Annotated in this window: 15 protein-coding genes; 12 read left to right on the top strand and 3 right to left on the bottom strand. The window is 70.9% G+C overall.

The features are described from left to right. Positions 1-464: 464 nt before the first annotated feature. On the bottom strand, positions 465-923 hold the full coding sequence (locus tag ACFXI3_RS29080) for a GatB/YqeY domain-containing protein (RefSeq protein WP_378403696.1): 459 nt from the start codon (positions 921-923) through the stop codon (positions 465-467). A gap of 125 nt (positions 924-1,048) precedes the next feature. Between ACFXI3_RS29080 and fmt the strand changes: the two genes are divergently transcribed. From fmt to ACFXI3_RS29065, 3 genes are read left to right on the top strand one after another with little or no spacing between them, the layout of a single operon-like run. Beyond that, positions 1,049-1,975 carry a methionyl-tRNA formyltransferase gene (gene fmt / locus ACFXI3_RS29075; protein WP_378403695.1) on the top strand — a complete coding sequence of 309 codons (927 nt, stop codon included), beginning with the start codon at positions 1,049-1,051 and terminating at the stop codon, positions 1,973-1,975. Beyond that, complete coding sequence (locus ACFXI3_RS29070) at positions 1,972-3,396, top strand: RsmB/NOP family class I SAM-dependent RNA methyltransferase (RefSeq protein ID WP_378403694.1); 1,425 nt, start codon at positions 1,972-1,974, stop codon at positions 3,394-3,396. The genes fmt and ACFXI3_RS29070 overlap by 4 nt, the downstream gene beginning before the upstream one ends. Next, positions 3,393-3,899 carry a flavoprotein gene (locus ACFXI3_RS29065; protein ID WP_378403693.1) on the top strand — a complete coding sequence of 169 codons (507 nt, stop codon included), beginning with the start codon at positions 3,393-3,395 and terminating at the stop codon, positions 3,897-3,899. Before ACFXI3_RS29070 ends, ACFXI3_RS29065 begins: the two co-directional genes overlap by 4 nt. A 64-nt stretch (positions 3,900-3,963) precedes the next feature. On the opposite strand, the gene phoA is transcribed toward ACFXI3_RS29065, so the two are convergent. Next, positions 3,964-5,367 (bottom strand): alkaline phosphatase, encoded by a 1,404-nt coding sequence (gene phoA / locus ACFXI3_RS29060; protein WP_378403692.1) that lies wholly within the window; start codon positions 5,365-5,367, stop codon positions 3,964-3,966. A gap of 169 nt (positions 5,368-5,536) precedes the next feature. Here phoA and rpe point away from each other — a divergent pair, with 169 nt between their 5' ends. The 5 genes from rpe to ACFXI3_RS29035 all read left to right on the top strand — a co-directional run bounded on the left by rpe (position 5,537) and on the right by ACFXI3_RS29035 (position 9,230). Continuing rightward, positions 5,537-6,220 (top strand): ribulose-phosphate 3-epimerase, encoded by a 684-nt coding sequence (gene rpe / locus ACFXI3_RS29055; protein WP_344267284.1) that lies wholly within the window; start codon positions 5,537-5,539, stop codon positions 6,218-6,220. Between the two features lie 84 nt (positions 6,221-6,304). Then, positions 6,305-6,910 (top strand): riboflavin synthase, encoded by a 606-nt coding sequence (locus ACFXI3_RS29050; RefSeq protein ID WP_378403690.1) that lies wholly within the window; start codon positions 6,305-6,307, stop codon positions 6,908-6,910. Positions 6,911-7,003: 93 nt separating this feature from the next. Next, positions 7,004-8,275 (top strand): bifunctional 3,4-dihydroxy-2-butanone-4-phosphate synthase/GTP cyclohydrolase II, encoded by a 1,272-nt coding sequence (locus ACFXI3_RS29045; protein WP_344268485.1) that lies wholly within the window; start codon positions 7,004-7,006, stop codon positions 8,273-8,275. Beyond that, positions 8,272-8,778: a 6,7-dimethyl-8-ribityllumazine synthase gene (gene ribH / locus ACFXI3_RS29040; RefSeq protein ID WP_067579223.1), complete on the top strand. Its 507-nt coding sequence runs from the start codon at positions 8,272-8,274 to the stop codon at positions 8,776-8,778. Before ACFXI3_RS29045 ends, ribH begins: the two co-directional genes overlap by 4 nt. 5 nt (positions 8,779-8,783) lie before the next feature. Further along, positions 8,784-9,230 (top strand): PH domain-containing protein, encoded by a 447-nt coding sequence (locus ACFXI3_RS29035; protein ID WP_344267279.1) that lies wholly within the window; start codon positions 8,784-8,786, stop codon positions 9,228-9,230. Between the two features lie 4 nt (positions 9,231-9,234). On the opposite strand, the gene ACFXI3_RS29030 is transcribed toward ACFXI3_RS29035, so the two are convergent. Next, positions 9,235-10,032, bottom strand: coding sequence for an exodeoxyribonuclease III (locus ACFXI3_RS29030; RefSeq protein WP_378403687.1), 798 nt, complete (start codon positions 10,030-10,032; stop codon positions 9,235-9,237). A gap of 134 nt (positions 10,033-10,166) precedes the next feature. Between ACFXI3_RS29030 and uvrC the strand changes: the two genes are divergently transcribed. From uvrC to whiA, 4 genes are read left to right on the top strand one after another with little or no spacing between them, the layout of a single operon-like run. After that, positions 10,167-12,197, top strand: coding sequence for an excinuclease ABC subunit UvrC (gene uvrC / locus ACFXI3_RS29025; protein ID WP_378403685.1), 2,031 nt, complete (start codon positions 10,167-10,169; stop codon positions 12,195-12,197). 52 nt (positions 12,198-12,249) lie between these two features. After that, complete coding sequence (rapZ, locus tag ACFXI3_RS29020) at positions 12,250-13,107, top strand: RNase adapter RapZ (protein WP_020658140.1); 858 nt, start codon at positions 12,250-12,252, stop codon at positions 13,105-13,107. Between the two features lies 1 nt (position 13,108). Then, a complete protein-coding gene (gene yvcK / locus ACFXI3_RS29015) occupies positions 13,109-14,071 on the top strand; it encodes a uridine diphosphate-N-acetylglucosamine-binding protein YvcK (RefSeq protein WP_116205181.1) in 963 nt (320 codons plus the stop codon). 36 nt (positions 14,072-14,107) lie between these two features. Next, entirely contained in the window at positions 14,108-15,097 is a 990-nt protein-coding gene (whiA, locus tag ACFXI3_RS29010; protein ID WP_344267273.1) for a DNA-binding protein WhiA, read from the top strand. Positions 15,098-15,386 lie beyond the last annotated feature (289 nt).

The raw sequence follows: 15,386 nt of genomic DNA, 5'->3' as shown, positions 1-15,386 counted from the left end.
AGGCGGGAAAGATGCCTTGACAAGCACCCGCCGTCCGCGTTTTTGGCTTCGTATCGGGGTGCGGGGGTGGTGTGGGTGCCTCGATGGTTGGGTGCGTCGGCTGCGGTTGGGTGGGTGGTTGGGGCTTGCGCCCCAATGTGGCGTTGGGTGCGTGGGACGCACCGAATGCCGCATTGGGTGCGTGGGATGCACCCAATGCGGCGTTGGGACGCATTGCGGCGGCGAGCGGGCGGGCGGGGTGGGCTGTGAAGGGCTCCTTGAGGGAATCTGATTCCGTGAAGGTGGCCCTCACGGGCATCGGCGGGTCGTGAGGGGAACCCTGAGGGACTCTGAGTTCGTGAGGGTGGCCCTCACGGACATCGGCGGGTCGTGAGGGGAACCTTGAGGGACTCAGAGTCCGTGAAGGGGCCCCTCACGGACGGCAGGCGCGACCGAAGTCTCCGCAGGCGAGCGGCGGCGAGGAGTCATCCGGCGGAGAGTTGGCGTTTCACCTCGGCGGCGACGCGGGAGCCTTCGGCGCGTCCGGCGATCTTCGGCTGCACCGCCTTCATCACGGTGCCCATCCCGGCCATCCCGGAGGCGCCCGTTTCCGTCACGGCCTCGGTGACCAGAGCGCGCAGTTCGTCGTCCGACAGTTGGGCGGGCAGGTAGCCGGTGAGGACCTCGGCCTCCGCCCGTTCGCGCTCGGCTGACTCCGCGCGGCCTGCCTTCTCGAAGGCCTCGGCGGCGTCGCGGCGTTTCTTCACCTCTCGGGTGATGATCTTCAGGACCTCGTCGTCGGAGAGTTCGCGTGCGCTGTCGCCCGCGGTTTCTTCGTAGCCGATCGCCGAGAGGGTCAGGCGCAGGGTTGCCGAGCGCAGCTGGTCCCTTGCCTTGATCGCGGTCGTGAGGTCGTCGTGCAGGGTCGCCTTCAGCGTGGTCATATACCCGATCCTGGCGCCCGCCCCGGCCGGCTGCCCGCGCCGCGCCGCCGGGGACAGGGTCTTCTAGACTCGCTTCCGATGTCCGACCAGCCTGAAATCCCCTTTTCCCTTCCGGAGGTGCGGTGATGCGTCTCGTTTTCGCCGGCACCCCGGAGCCTGCCGTGCCGTCGTTGCGCGCGCTGATCGAGTCCGGGCGGCACGAGGTCGTCGCGGTCGTCACCCGGCCGGACGCCCAGGCCGGGCGCGGGCGCAAGGTGCTGCGGTCCCCGGTCGGGGCACTCGCCGACGAGCACGGCATCGAGGTGCTCACCCCCGCTCGCGCCGGCGACCCGGCGTTTCTCGCCCGCCTGCGCGAGCTGGAACCGGACGTCTGCCCGGTCGTCGCGTACGGGGCGCTGCTGCCGCAGTCCGCGCTCGACATCCCGGCGCACGGCTGGGTCAACCTGCACTTCTCGCTGCTGCCCGCGTGGCGCGGCGCGGCCCCGGTGCAGGCGGCGATCCGGGCGGGAGACGAGATGACCGGCGCGTCCACCTTCCGGATCGTGAAGGAACTCGACGCGGGGCCGGTGTTCGGCGTGGTGACCGAGACGATCGGCCCGGCCGACACGTCCGGCGCGCTGCTCAGCAGGCTCGCCGAGTCCGGGGCGCACCTGCTGGTGTCCACCGTGGACGGCATCGAGGACGGCACGCTCCGCGCGGTCGAGCAGCCGGGCGAGGGCATGAGCTACGCGCCGAAGGTGACCGTCGAGGACGCGCGGGTGTCGTTCGCGGATCCGGCTTCGGCGGTCGACCGGCACATCCGCTCGGTGACGCCGGATCCCGGCGCGTGGGCGGAGTTCCGCGGCGAGCGGTTCAAGCTGGGGCCGGTCACCGTGCTCGATGAACCCGGTCCGCGGCCGGGCGAGCTGGTGGTCGAGCGCAAGCGCGTGCTCGTGGGCACGGCGACGAAACCGGTGCGGCTGGGCGAGGTCCAGGCGGCCGGGAAGAAACGAATGGCTGCCACCGACTGGGCGCGCGGCACGAGGATCGACGAAGGAGAGCGCCTGCGGTGAACGAGCGTGGAGAACGGCGGCCGTCACGGCCGCAGCGGGGCCGTCCGGCTCCGCGCAAACAGGGACCGCGGCGTCCGCCGGAGATCGATCCGGCCCGCCAGGTGGCGTTCGACGTGCTGCGCGCCGTGCGCGAGAAGGACGCGTACGCCAACCTCGTCCTCCCGCAGCTGCTGCGGGAACGCCGGGTGAGCGGCCGGGACGCCGCGCTGGCCACCGAACTGACCTACGGTTCCGCCCGCGCGCAAGGCCTGCTGGACGCGGTGATCGCCGCGTGCGCTGACCGGCCGATCGAGAAGACCGACCCGGTGGTGCTCGACGCGCTGCGCCTCGGCGTCTACCAGCTGCTGCGCACCCGGATCCCGGAGCACGCCGCCGTCGGGTCCACTGTGGACCTCGTGCGTGCCGAAGCCGGTTCGTGGGCAACGGGATTCACGAACGCCATCCTGCGCGCGGTGTCGGCGAAGGACGAGTCGCAGTGGCTTGACGAACTGACGCCGGACGAGGCCACTGACCCGATCGGCGCCTACGCGCTCCGCACCGCGCACCCGCGCTGGGTCGCCCGGTCGTTCGCGGAAGCGTTGGGGGACAAGGGCGCTGAGCTGAAAGCCGCCCTCGAGGCGGACGACGCCCGCCCCGAGGTGCATCTGGTCGCCCGCCCCGGCGAGATCAGCGCCGACGAACTGGCCGCCATCACCGGCGGCGACCCCGCGCCGTACTCGCCCTACGGCGTCCACCTGCCCGCGGGCGCCGGCGACCCGGCCGACGCGGAACCGGTGCGCGAACGCCTCGCCGCGGTGCAGGACGAAGGCAGCCAGCTGTGTGCCATCGCCGTCACCAAGGCTCCGCTGGAGGGCTCTGACGAACGCTGGCTGGACCTGTGCGCGGGTCCCGGCGGCAAAGCTGCGCTGCTGGGTGCGCTGGCCAAGATCAGCGGCGCGCACGTGGACGCCGTGGAGAAGGCCCCGCACCGCGCCCGGCTGATCGAAAACGCCATCGAGGGCCTGCCGGTCACCGTGCACGTCGCCGACGGCCGCGAAACCGGCCTGGAACCGGGCTACGACCGGATCCTCGTCGACGCTCCGTGCAGCGGCCTGGGCGCACTGCGCCGACGCCCCGAAGCCCGGTGGCGCCGCAAGCCGTCGGACGTCGCGGACCTCACCAAGCTGCAAGGCGAACTGCTGATGGCGGCGCTGGACCTGGTGCGCCCGGGCGGCATCGTCACGTACGTCGTCTGCTCGCCGCACCTGGCCGAAACCGAAGGCGTGGTAGGCGAAACCGCCCGCCGCACCAAGTCCGAGATCGTGGACGCCCGGGAGTTCTTCCCCGGCGTCCCGCAGCTCGGCGACGGCCCGTACGTCCAGCTGTGGCCCCACCGACACGGCACCGACGCGATGTTCTGCGCGGTGCTGCGCAAACCGTGACGGATCTAGGTTTGGTCGCCAGCTCGTGCGGCGGACTGGACACCCGGTTCACCGACGAGCTGGCAAAACCAGCGGTCGCCCGAGGCTGGCGATTGGCCATCACGCTTACCCCGACGGCCTGGGGCTGGCTGAAAGCGACCGGCGGCCTTGGCGAACTTGAAGCCACGACGGACCTGCCGGTGCGCAGCACGTCCCGCCTCCCCGGCGAACCGCGTCCGCACCCGGATCCGAAGGTCTTCCTCTTCGCGCCCGCATCCGCGAACTCGGTAGCGAAGCTGGCACTGGGGATCGCGGACAACCAGGCGCTCACGCTGCTAGGCGATGTCCTTGGCGCGCCCGGGATCACCATCGTCGTCGCCTATCAGATCCAGCCGACCCGAGCCCACCACCCGGCTTGGCAGCGGCACCTCGACACCTTGGCCGAGGCCGGTGTCCGGCTGCACCGCCTGGACCCGCGCCGCCCCTGGTCGGAGCCGCTCGACTTGCTGCCCTCGCCTGCGTAGAAAGCCGTGAAGGGCTCCTTGAGGGAATCAGATTCCCTCAAGGAGCCCTTCACGGACTTCAGGCTCAGCGCAGGCGAAGAGCGCGCTTCACCGTGCCGAACAGGTCGGTCTGGTTGGTCAGCCCCACGACGTTTGCCGCCTGCGGCCCGTAAGCCGCGATGCGGACCTGCGTGCCGGTGTGCTCCATCGAGGAACCAGGCAGCGCGGTGCCGTAGTTGAGGGTCATGTTCGCGCCCTCGTTGGTGATCAGCGTGGCGGTCTGGCCCGGAGTCTTGGCGTCGTTGGACACGATCTGGCTGGTGTGCCCGTGGTCGGCAGTCACCACGACGAGCGTGTCGGTGTGGCTGCGCGCATAAGCAAGCCCAGCCGCGACAGCAGCGTCGAAGTCGATCGTCTCGCCGATCTGCCCGCACGGGTCAGCCGCGTGGTCCTGCTTGTCGATCGAAGCTCCCTCGACCTGCAGGAAGAACCCCTTGTTGCTGCGCCGGTCCTCCAGCAGCTGCAACGCCTTCTGCGTCTGCGCCACCAGCTTCGGCTGCGTCTTCGGCAGCGCCGGGTTCGGAGTGCAGCGAGTCGGCGCGGTACCGCCCTGCGTCGCCTTCGGCCCGGTCCAGTTCACCGGCATGTTGCCCGACGCGAACAGCCCGAGCAGCGGCTGGCCGGGACGGGCCTTGGCCAGGTCGTCAGCGGTGTTGACCACGTTGTAGCCGGCGGCCTTGGCCTGCTCCAGAACCGGCTTGCCCTTGAACTGCCCGGCGGTCGCCTTCTGGTCGAAGTACTTCGCGCCGCCGCCGAGGAGCACGTCCGGGCGGGTCTGCACGAGTTGCTCGGAGATCGAGCCCGCGCCGCCGTTCTCCTTGGCGTTCTGCGCGCACTTCTTGGCGGTCTCGTCCGGGCCCTTGCAGTCGCGGTCGACGACGTGCGCGCCGAGCACGGCCGGGGTCGCGTCCTGGACCTCGGCGGTGGTCACGTCGCCGGTGCGCAGTCCGCCGCGCTTGGCGAGTTCGAGCAGCGTCGGGACCGGGTTGCCGTAGGCGTCCACGGAAATCGCGCCGTTGTAGGTCTTCGTGCCGGTCGCCCAGCCGGTGCCGGACGCCGCGGAGTCGGTGACGTAGTCCGGCTTCGCCGGGTTGCCCTTCTCGACCGCGTACGTGGTGTAGTCGCCGGTCAGCGGGAACTCGTCCATCGCGAGCCGGCCGGCCGCGCCGCGCTCGTAGTTGCGCGCCGAGGTGATCTCGGACTGGCCCATGCCGTCGCCGATGAACAGGATGACGTTGCGCGCGTGGCCGCCCTGGATCGCCTGGCGGACCTCCTGCGTGCGGTCGCCCGCGCCGGCCGAAGCGGCGCGCGCGCCCTGGTCGTCCTGGTTGCCCTGCGCGGCGATCGCGACCGGGGCCGCGGCGACCATCGCGACGCCCAGCGCGCCCGCGGCCAGCCACTTGCGGCGGCCTGCCAAGACGGTTCTCATGATTCTCCTCGGGGTGCTTCTCGTCCGGAACTTCCGGATGCGACCCATTAGTGCTCGCCGATGTGTTCGATACGGAGAATCCGGATGAGCGCCCGGTGTCCGGAAAGCGAACTCCGGTGCGGTCACGGCCGGTGAACAGGACGGAACCGGGTCCTCCTACACTCGGGTCGTGGCTTCACCTCTCATCGCACCCAGCATCCTGTCCGCCGACTTCGCCAAGCTCGGCGAGGAGATCGCGGCCGTCGCGCGGCCCGGAGAGACCCGGGCCGACTGGGTGCACGTGGACGTCATGGACGCGCACTTCGTGCCCAACCTGACCCTCGGCCTCCCGGTGGTCGAGTCGATCCTCAAGTCGACCGACGTGCCGATCGACTGCCACCTGATGATCGACGACCCGGACCGCTGGGCGATCGGCTACGCGGAGGCCGGCGCGTACAACGTCACGGTGCACGTGGAAGCCGCCGCGGACCCGGTCATGCTGGCGAAGAACCTGCGCGCCGCGGGCGCGAAGGCCGGTCTGTCGATCAAGCCGGGCACGCCGCTCGAACCGCACCTGGAAACCCTCAAGCACTACGACACGCTGCTCGTCATGTCGGTCGAACCGGGCTTCGGCGGGCAGTCGTTCATCGCCGACGTGCTGGAGAAGGTGCGCACCGCGCGCCGCCTGGTCGACACCGGGCACCTCAAGCTGGTCGTCGAGATCGACGGCGGGATCAACTCCGACACCATCGAACAGGCCGCCGAAGCGGGCGTCGACTGCTTCGTCGCGGGCTCGGCCGTCTACGGCGCCGAGGACCCCGGCCGCGCCGTCGCCGCGCTGCGCGAGCAGGCCGCCCGCCTCCGCGTCAGCTGACGTCGCGGCCCGGGAAGCTCCCGGGGCCGGACGGGTGTTGGATGGAGGGGCCACCGAGGGCGGTGGCCGGGCGAGGAGGCAGCAGTGTTCACGGGAATTGTCGAAGAGGTCGGCGAGGTCACCGCGGTCGAGCAGTTCACCGACGCGGCTCGGCTCACCGTGCGCGGCCCGTTGGTCACTTCGGACGCGGGCCACGGCGATTCGATCGCGGTCAGCGGCGTCTGCCTGACCGTCGTCACGGTCTCCGGCGGCGAGTTCACCGTCGATGTGGTGAACGAAACACTTCAGCGTTCGAGCCTCGCGAAGGTGGCCGTCGGCGACGCGGTGAACCTCGAGCGCGCGACCCCGGCGGGCGGACGGCTCGGCGGGCACATCATGCAGGGCCACGTGGACGGCACCGGCGTCTTCGTCTCCCGCGACGAGCGCGGCGTGACGACGTTCTCCCTGCCCCCGGCCTTGTCGCGGTACGTCGTGGAGAAGGGTTCGATCGCCGTGGACGGCGTTTCGCTCACCGTCGCGAGCGTGTCCGAGGACCGGTTTTCGGTCGCGTTGATCCCCACCACGCTCGAGGTGACGACGCTCGGCAGGCGGGAAGAAGGCGACCACGTGAACCTCGAAGTGGACGTCGTCGCGAAGTACGTGGAGAAGCTCACTGCGCCACACGTGGCGGCGAACGCGCACAATGTGTGACATCCACCCGGCGGCGGCAGCGAAGGAGCACCCGTGAGCGAGACGAAGGCGGCCGAGCCGCAGACCGGTTGGACCCCGTGCGGGGCAGGCGCGGTGGTAGACGTAGACGCCATCGAGGCCGCGATCGCGGACATCGCGGCCGGACGCGCCGTGGTTGTTGTCGACGATGAAGACCGCGAGAACGAGGGCGACCTCATCTTCGCCGCCGAGAAGGCGACGCCGGAGCTGCTCGCGTTCATGGTGCGCTACACCTCGGGCTACGTGTGCGTCGCGCTGACCGAGTCCGAGGCGGACCGGCTCGACCTGCCGCCGATGTACCACACGAACCAGGACCAGCGCGGGACCGCGTACAGCGTCACGGTCGACGCGGCGGAGGGCATCAGCACCGGCATCTCCGGCACCGACCGCGCGCACACCACCCGGCTGCTGGCCGATCCCGAAGCCACCGCGAAGGACTTCCGCCGCCCCGGGCACGTGGTGCCGCTGCGTGCCAAGGAAGGCGGCGTGCTGCGCCGTCCCGGGCACACCGAGGCCGCGGTGGACCTGGCCCGGCTGGCGGGCCTGCACCCGGCGGGCGCGCTCTGCGAGATCGTGTCGCAGAAGGACGAGGGCGACATGGCCCGGCGCGACGAGCTGGAAGTGTTCGCCGCCGACCACGATCTGAAGATCATCTCGATCGCGGATCTGATCGCTTACCGGCGGCGCACCGAGAAGCAGGTCGAGCGCGTCGCCGAGGCGCGGATCCCGCTGGCCGCGGGCGAGTTCCGCGCGGTCGGGTACGACAGCCTGCTCGACGGGATCGAGCACGTCGCCTTCGTGTACGGCGAGATCGGCGACGGCGAGGACATCCTGGTCCGCGTCCACTCCGAATGCCTCACCGGCGACGTCTTCGGCTCGCTGCGCTGCGACTGCGGCCCGCAGCTGGACGCCGCGCTGCAGAAGGTGGCCGACGAGGGTCGCGGGGTCGTGCTCTACATCCGCGGGCACGAGGGCCGCGGAATCGGCCTGCTGCACAAGCTTCAGGCGTACCAGCTGCAGGACGCGGGCGCGGACACCGTCGACGCGAACCTGGCGCTGGGCGTGCCCGCCGACGCGCGCGATTACGGCACCGGCGCGCAGATCCTGTGCGACCTCGGCGTCCGGTCGATGCGGCTGCTCACGAACAACCCGGCGAAGCGGGTCGGTCTCGAGGGCTACGGCCTGCGCGTCACCGGCCGGGTCGCGCTGCCGATCTCGCCGAACCCGGAAAACCTGCGGTACCTGCGCACGAAGCGCGACCGGATGGGGCACGACCTCAGCCAGCTCGAGCACTACGACCAGGTCGGGGCGTCCGACCAGGGCACCGAGGAGGACACCACGCGATGAGCGGCGAGGGGCGGCCGGAAGCCGCGCTCGACCTGCGCGACTGCAAGTCCCTGCGGCTGGCGGTCGTCGCGACGCGGTGGAACGCGAAGATCACCGACGTGCTGCTGGAGCGCGCGCTCGCCGCGGCGAAGGACGCCGAGCTGGAGGAAGAGCCCACGGTCGTCCGCGTCGCGGGCGCGGTGGAGCTTCCGGTCGCGGCGCAGGCGCTGGCGCGCAACCACGACGCGGTCGTCGCGCTGGGCGTCGTCATCCGCGGCGGCACCCCGCACTTCGAGTACGTGTGCGACGCGGTCACCGCGGGCCTCACCCGGGTCGCGCTCGACGAGAGCACCCCGGTCGGCAACGGCGTCCTGACCTGCGACACCGAGCAGCAGGCGCTCGACCGTTCCGGCATGCCCGGCTCTGTGGAGGACAAGGGCTACGAAGCGGCCGTGGCGGCGCTCGACACCGCGCACGTGCTGCGCGGCCTCGGCAAGCCGTGGACCGAGCGGGGATTCGTGTGAGCGTGATGACCGAGCCGCAGACCACCCTCGTGATCCGGCCGCGCCGGGCGCTCGTCATGTGCAGCGTGCTCGCGGTGGCGCTGCTCGCGGCGTTCGTGGTGGTCGCGGTCCTGCTGCGCAGCTCGCACACCGGCGTCGTGTTCGAGGCGTCGGACCAGATCGCGATGATCGGCATCGGCGTCGCGCTGTCGGCGGGCACGATGCTGTTCGGCAACGCCCGCGTCCGCGCGGACGCCACCGGCATCGAGGTCCGCAACGTCCTCGCGCGGCGCGTGTTCACCTGGGATCAGGTGCTGTCGATCAGCTTCCCGGACGGCGCCTCGTGGGCCCGGCTGGAACTGCCGGACGACGAGTACTTCTCGGTGATGGCCGTGCAGGCGGTGGACCGGGAACGCGCGGTGCTGGCGGTGCGGGCGCTGCGAAAGCTGCACCGGGCCGCCACCGAGGCCTGAGTTCTTACCGCTCCAGATCCAGTTCCAGATCCACGACGATCGGCGCGTGGTCGGACGGTCCCTTGCCCTTGCGGGCCTCGCGGTCCACGTAGGAATCGGTGACCGCTTTGGCGAAAACCTCGTTGCCGTAGACGAGGTCGATGCGCATTCCCTTGTTGTTGGGGAAGTTCCCGCCGCGGTAGTCCCAGTACGTGAACGGGTGGTCGTACTTCAGCGGCCGCGGGAAAACGTCGGACAATCCCGCGTCGCGAAGCTTCTTCAGCGCGGCCCGTTCGGGCTCGGTGACGTGCGTGGACTCGGCGAAAAGCGAGATGTCCCAGACGTCCTGGTCGGTTGGCGCGACGTTGAAATCGCCGAGCACCGCGAACGGGCGGGCCTGCTGAAGCTCGTCGCCGACGAGGTCGCTGAGCTTCTCGAACCACTCGAGTTTGTAAGCGTAGTGCGGATTTTCCGGCTCGCGCCCGTTCGGCACGTACACCGACCAGAGGCGGATCCCGCCGCACGTCGCGCCGATCGCGCGCGCCTCGGCCTGCCCGTCGAAGCCCGGTTCGCCCGGCAGCCCGCGCGCTACGTCGTCGAGCCCGATCTTTGAGAGGATCGCGACGCCGTTCCACCGTCCGAGCCCGTAGGCGGCGACCTCGTACCCGCGCGCGGTGATCTCGTCGGCGGGGAAGGCTTCGGTGGTGTTCTTGAGTTCCTGCAGGCACAGGACGTCCGGCGCGGTGCGGTCGAGCCAGTCGAGCACGCGGGGCAGCCGGGGAACGATGGAGTTCACGTTCCAGGTGGCGACGCGGACGGTCATGGCTGCTCCCTGATCGTTCGGCGGGTCGGCGAAGCCAGGCTACGGCAGGCCGGATCCGCGGCCGACCCGGATGCGCCCGCTCGCGGCAAGGGGTCTCACGGAAACTGTCGGACCCTCGCCATACAGTGGGGCACGTGGCTGATCCGACCACCTACCGACCTCAGCCGGGGAGCATCCCGGACTCGCCTGGCGTGTACAAGTTCCGCGACGCCGCCAAGCGAGTCATCTACGTCGGCAAAGCGAAGAGCCTGCGCAGCAGGCTGAACTCGTACTTCGCCGACCTGTCCGGCCTTCATCCGCGCACGCGGCAGATGGTCACCACCGCGGCGAGCGTCGAGTGGACCGTCGTCGGCACCGAGGTCGAGGCGCTCCAGCTGGAGTACAACTGGATCAAGGAGTTCGACCCCCGGTTCAACGTCCGCTACCGCGACGACAAGAGCTACCCGGTCCTCGCGGTCACGCTGAACGAGGAATTCCCCCGGCTGCACGTCTATCGCGGCGCGCGCAAGAAGGGCGTCCGCTACTTCGGGCCGTACTCGCACGCGTGGGCGATCCGCGAAACCCTCGACCTTCTTCTGCGTGTTTTCCCGGCTCGCACCTGTTCCACCGGCGTCTTCCGCCGCCACGGGCAGATCGGGCGGCCGTGTCTGCTCGGCTACATCGACAAGTGCTCGGCGCCGTGCGTCGGCCGGGTGTCGGCGGACGAGCACCGGGCGATCGTCGAGGACTTCTGCGACTTCCTCGCCGGCCGCACGGACGCGATGGTGAAGCGGCTCGAACGCGAGATGGCGCAGGCCTCCGAAGAGCTGGAGTTCGAACGCGCCGCGCGGCTGCGGGACGATCTCGGCGCGCTGCGCCGCGCGATGGAGAAACAAGCCGTGGTGTTCGGCGACGGCACGGACGCGGACGTCGTCGCCTTCGCGCACGACGAACTCGAGGCCGCCGTCCAGGTGTTCCACGTGCGCGGCGGGCGCGTGCGCGGGCAGCGCGGCTGGGTGATCGACAAGGCCGAGGAAATGGACGTCCCGGCGCTGGTCGACCACTTCCTCACCCAGTTCTACGGCGAGGAATCCGACCGAGTGGGCCGCGACGACGTCGAGGTCGGGCCGGTCGTCCCGCGCGAGGTGCTGGTGCCGGAGCTGCCCGCGGACGCCGACGCGGTCGCCGAGTGGCTGTCCGGCCTGCGCGGGTCGCGCGTGCGGCTGCGGGTCGCACAGCGCGGCGACAAGAAGGCGCTCGCGGAAACGGTGGAGCGCAACGCGAAGGAAGCCTTCACTCAGCACAAACTGCGCCGCGCGGGCGACCTCACCGCACGGTCCGCGGCGTTGCAGGAACTCCAGGACTACCTCGCGCTCGACAGCGCGCCGCTGCGGATCGAATGCGTCGACATCAGCCACATCCAGGGCAGTGACGTCGTGGCGTCGCTGGTGGTGTTCGAGGACGGGCTGCCGCGCAAATCCGAGTACCGCAAGTTCGCGCTGCGCGAGGCGGCGACCGAGGGCGACGTCGCGTCCATCGCCGAGGTCGTGCGGCGGCGCTTCTCCCGCTATCTCAAGGAAACCGCGGAAAATGCCGCTGAGACAACGGAAACCGCAGCCGAGGCCGTCGAGGAAGCGGGGGACGAGGCGGCCCAGCCGGTGCGCGCGGGGATCGACCCGGAGACCGGCCGTCCGCGCAAGTTCGCCTATCCGCCGAACCTGCTGGTCGTCGACGGCGCGGGCCCGCAGGCCACCGCGGCCGCGGACGTGCTCGCCGAACTCGGCATCACCGACATCGCCGTCGTCGGGCTCGCGAAGCGGCTCGAAGAGGTGTGGCTGCCGGGAGAACCGGATCCGATGATCCTCCCGCGCACGTCCGACGCGCTGTTCCTGCTGCAGCGGCTGCGCGACGAGGCGCACCGGTTCGCCATTCGCTACCACCGCGAAAAGCGCGCCAAGCGCATGCAGGCGTCCGAATTGGACAGTGTGCCCGGACTCGGGCAGGCTCGGCGCACCGCGCTGATCAAGCACTTCGGCTCGGTGAAGAAGCTCAAGCAGGCCCGGGTCGAGGAAATCGAAGCGGTGCCCGGTTTCGGCAGGCGCACCGCCGAGGCCGTGGTGGCGGCACTGGCCGGGGAGACCGGCGCCGCACCGCGGGCAGTACCGGGAGGGGACCAGGGGTCGTGATCGGGAAGGAAGCACACAAGTGAGTGCGGAAGAGGAAAAACGGGGCAGCGGGATGGAGGTCGCGGTCGTGTCCGGCCTGTCCGGCGCGGGCCGCTCCACGGCGGCCAAATGCCTGGAGGACCTCGGCTGGTTCGTGGTCGACAACCTGCCGCCGGAGCTGATCGCCACCATGGTCGAGCTCGGCGCGCAGGCGCGGGGGGCGATCACGAAGGTGGCGGTGGTGATGGACGTGCGCTCGCGCGCGTTCACCGACGACCTGGCCTCGGTGATCAAGGACCTGGACGCACGCGGGTACAAGCCGCGCGTGCTGTTCCTCGAGGCCACGGACGCGGTGCTGGTGCGCCGCTTCGAATCGGTCCGCCGCGGCCACCCGATGCAGGGTGACGGCAGGCTCGCCGACGGCATCACCGCCGAGCGCAAGCTGCTTTCGCCGCTGCGCGAGGAGGCCGACCTGGTGCTCGACACGTCCGCGCTGTCGGTGCACGACCTGCGCGCGAAAATCGAGGACGCGTTCGGCTCCGAGGCCAGCACGCAGACCCGCGTCACCGTGCTGTCCTTCGGCTACAAGTACGGTTTGCCGATGGACGCCGACCTGGTGATGGACGTGCGGTTCCTGCCGAACCCGTTCTGGATCCCGGAGCTGCGCGAGCACACCGGCCTCGACGGCGAGGTGCGCAATTACGTGCTGTCGCAGGAAGGCGCCGAGGAATTCCTCGACCGCTACCACCAGCTGCTGCGGCTCATCGGCGCCGGCTACAAGCGCGAGGGCAAGCGGTACCTGACGCTCGCGGTCGGCTGCACCGGCGGCAAGCACCGCAGCGTCGCGATCTCCGAGGAACTCGCCCAGCGACTGTCCAATGAGGACGGCATGGCAGTAAAGGTGGTGCACCGGGATCTTGGCCGGGAGTGACGTGCGCGCGGTGGCGCTGGGCGGAGGACACGGGCTGCACGCGACGCTGACCGCGCTCCGGCGGATCACCCGCGCCGTCACGGCGGTGGTGACGGTGGCCGACGACGGCGGGTCGTCCGGCAGGCTGCGGCGCGAGTTGGGGCTGCTGCCGCCGGGCGACCTGCGCCAGGCGTTCGCCGCCTTCGCCGCCGAGGACGGCGGGCGGCTGTGGGCGGAGGTGTTCCAGCACCGCTTCGGCGGCGACGGCGCGCTCGCCGGGCACGCCGTCGGCAATCTGCTGCTCGCCGGGCTGTTCGAGGTGCTCGGCGACCCGGTGGCCGCGCTCGACGAGGCCAGCAGGCTGATGGGCATCTCCGGCCGCGTGCTGCCGATGTCGCCGGAGCCGCTGGAGATCGAGGGCGAGGTCAGCGGCCTGGACAGCGAGAACCCGGACGCGATCCGGCGGATCCGCGGCCAGGTCGCGGTCGCCAGCACGCCCGGCCAGGTGCACCGCATCACGCTGCACCCGGCGGGCCGCCAGGAGCGTCCGCCGCGCGGCTGCCCGGAGGCGATCGAGGCGGTGCTGGAGGCGGACGTGGTGTTCCTCGGCCCCGGCTCGTGGTTCACCAGCGTGCTGCCGCATCTTCTGGTCCCGGACCTGCACGACGCGCTCGTGCGCACGAGCGCCACCAAGGTCGTCGTGCTGAATCTTGTCCCCCAACCGGGGGAAACCGGCGGATTCTCCCCCGAGCGGCATCTGGACGTACTCTTCGAGCACGCGCCCGCGCTGCGGGTCGACGCCGTCGTCGCGGACCGTGATTCCGTCCCTGACCCGGCAAGCCTGCGCCGGGCGGCCGAACGCCTGGGAGCGAGGGCCTGCCTGGGGGCGGTGGCCGACCCGGTCGTGGAGGGACGGCATGATCCTGGTGCGCTCGCCCAGTGCATGCGAGAGGCACTAGGCCTCGGCGGGGAGCACTGTGGGTGACGGCGGGCGCGCAGCGAAAGGCAGGAGGGGCAGTACATGGCGATGACCGCCGCGGTGAAGGACGAACTGAGCCGGCTCGAGATCACGAAGATCGGGCCGCGCCGGGCGGAGGTCGCGTCGCTGCTTCGCTTCGCGGGCGGGCTGCACATCGTGGCCGGCCGGGTGGTGGTCGAGGCGGAGCTGGACACGGGTTCGGTCGCGCGGCGGCTGCGCAAGGAGATCCACGAGCTGTACGGACATCATTCGGACGTGCACGTGATCACCGCGAGCGGCGGACTGCGCAAGGGGACGCGGTACGTCGTGCGCGTGGTGAAAGACGGCGAGGGCCTTGCCCGGCAGACCGGCCTGATCGACCAGCGCGGACGCCCCGTGCGCGGCCTGCCCGCCGCCGTGGTGTCCGGCGGAGTGGCCGACGCCGAAGCAGCCTGGCGCGGTGCCTTCCTGGCGCACGGCTCGCTGACCGAACCGGGCCGTTCGTCGTCGCTGGAAGTGACCTGCCCCGGCCCGGAAGCGGCCTTGGCTCTGGTGGGCGCGGCCCGGCGGATGGGCATCCAGGCGAAGTCCCGCGAGGTACGGGGCGCGGACCGGGTCGTGGTCCGCGACGGTGACGCCATCGGAGCCCTGCTGACCCGCCTGGGCGCGCACGCGAGCGTGCTGCAGTGGGAAGAACGCCGGATGCGCCGCGAGGTCCGCGCGACCGCCAACCGCCTCGCCAACTTCGACGACGCGAACCTGCGCCGCTCGGCCCGCGCGGCGGTCGCGGCGGCTGCCCGGGTGGAACGCGCGCTGGAGATCCTGGGCGACACCGCGCCGGATCACCTGCTCGCCGCGGGCCGCCTGCGCTTGTCGAACCGGCAGGCGTCGCTCGAAGAGTTGGGCCAGCTGTCCGACCCGCAGATGACGAAGGACGCGGTGGCCGGCCGGATCCGGCGGCTGCTGGCGATGGCGGACAAGCGGGCGAAGGAACTGAGCATCCCGGACACCGAATCAGCGGTGACCCCGGAAATGCTGGAGGAAGAAGCCTGACGCGGTTGCCCGCGGGGAGCCTCGTGAGTGTTCGTCCCGGTTCTCACCGGCAGAAACACTCACGAGGCCGAGGCCGTGGTGCTCTGCGGGTTCGGGTTGTGCGCGGTCTTGCGCACCCCATGCCGACGTCCGTGAGGGGAACCCTGAGGGAATCAGAGTCCCTCAGGGTTCCCCTCACGGACCTTCGCCGGAACGCAGCCACGCAGCCTGTCTCGCCAAGCAGTGCTCCGCATCCCCCGGCCCAGCACCGCCACAACGAACCCGCCGCACACCGCACTACTGAGAACCT

The organism is Amycolatopsis sp. NPDC059235, from assembly GCF_042754125.1.
GTDB classification, from domain to species: domain Bacteria; phylum Actinomycetota; class Actinomycetes; order Mycobacteriales; family Pseudonocardiaceae; genus Amycolatopsis; species Amycolatopsis albidoflava.
This window is presented reverse-complemented; position numbering and strand designations above follow the sequence as displayed.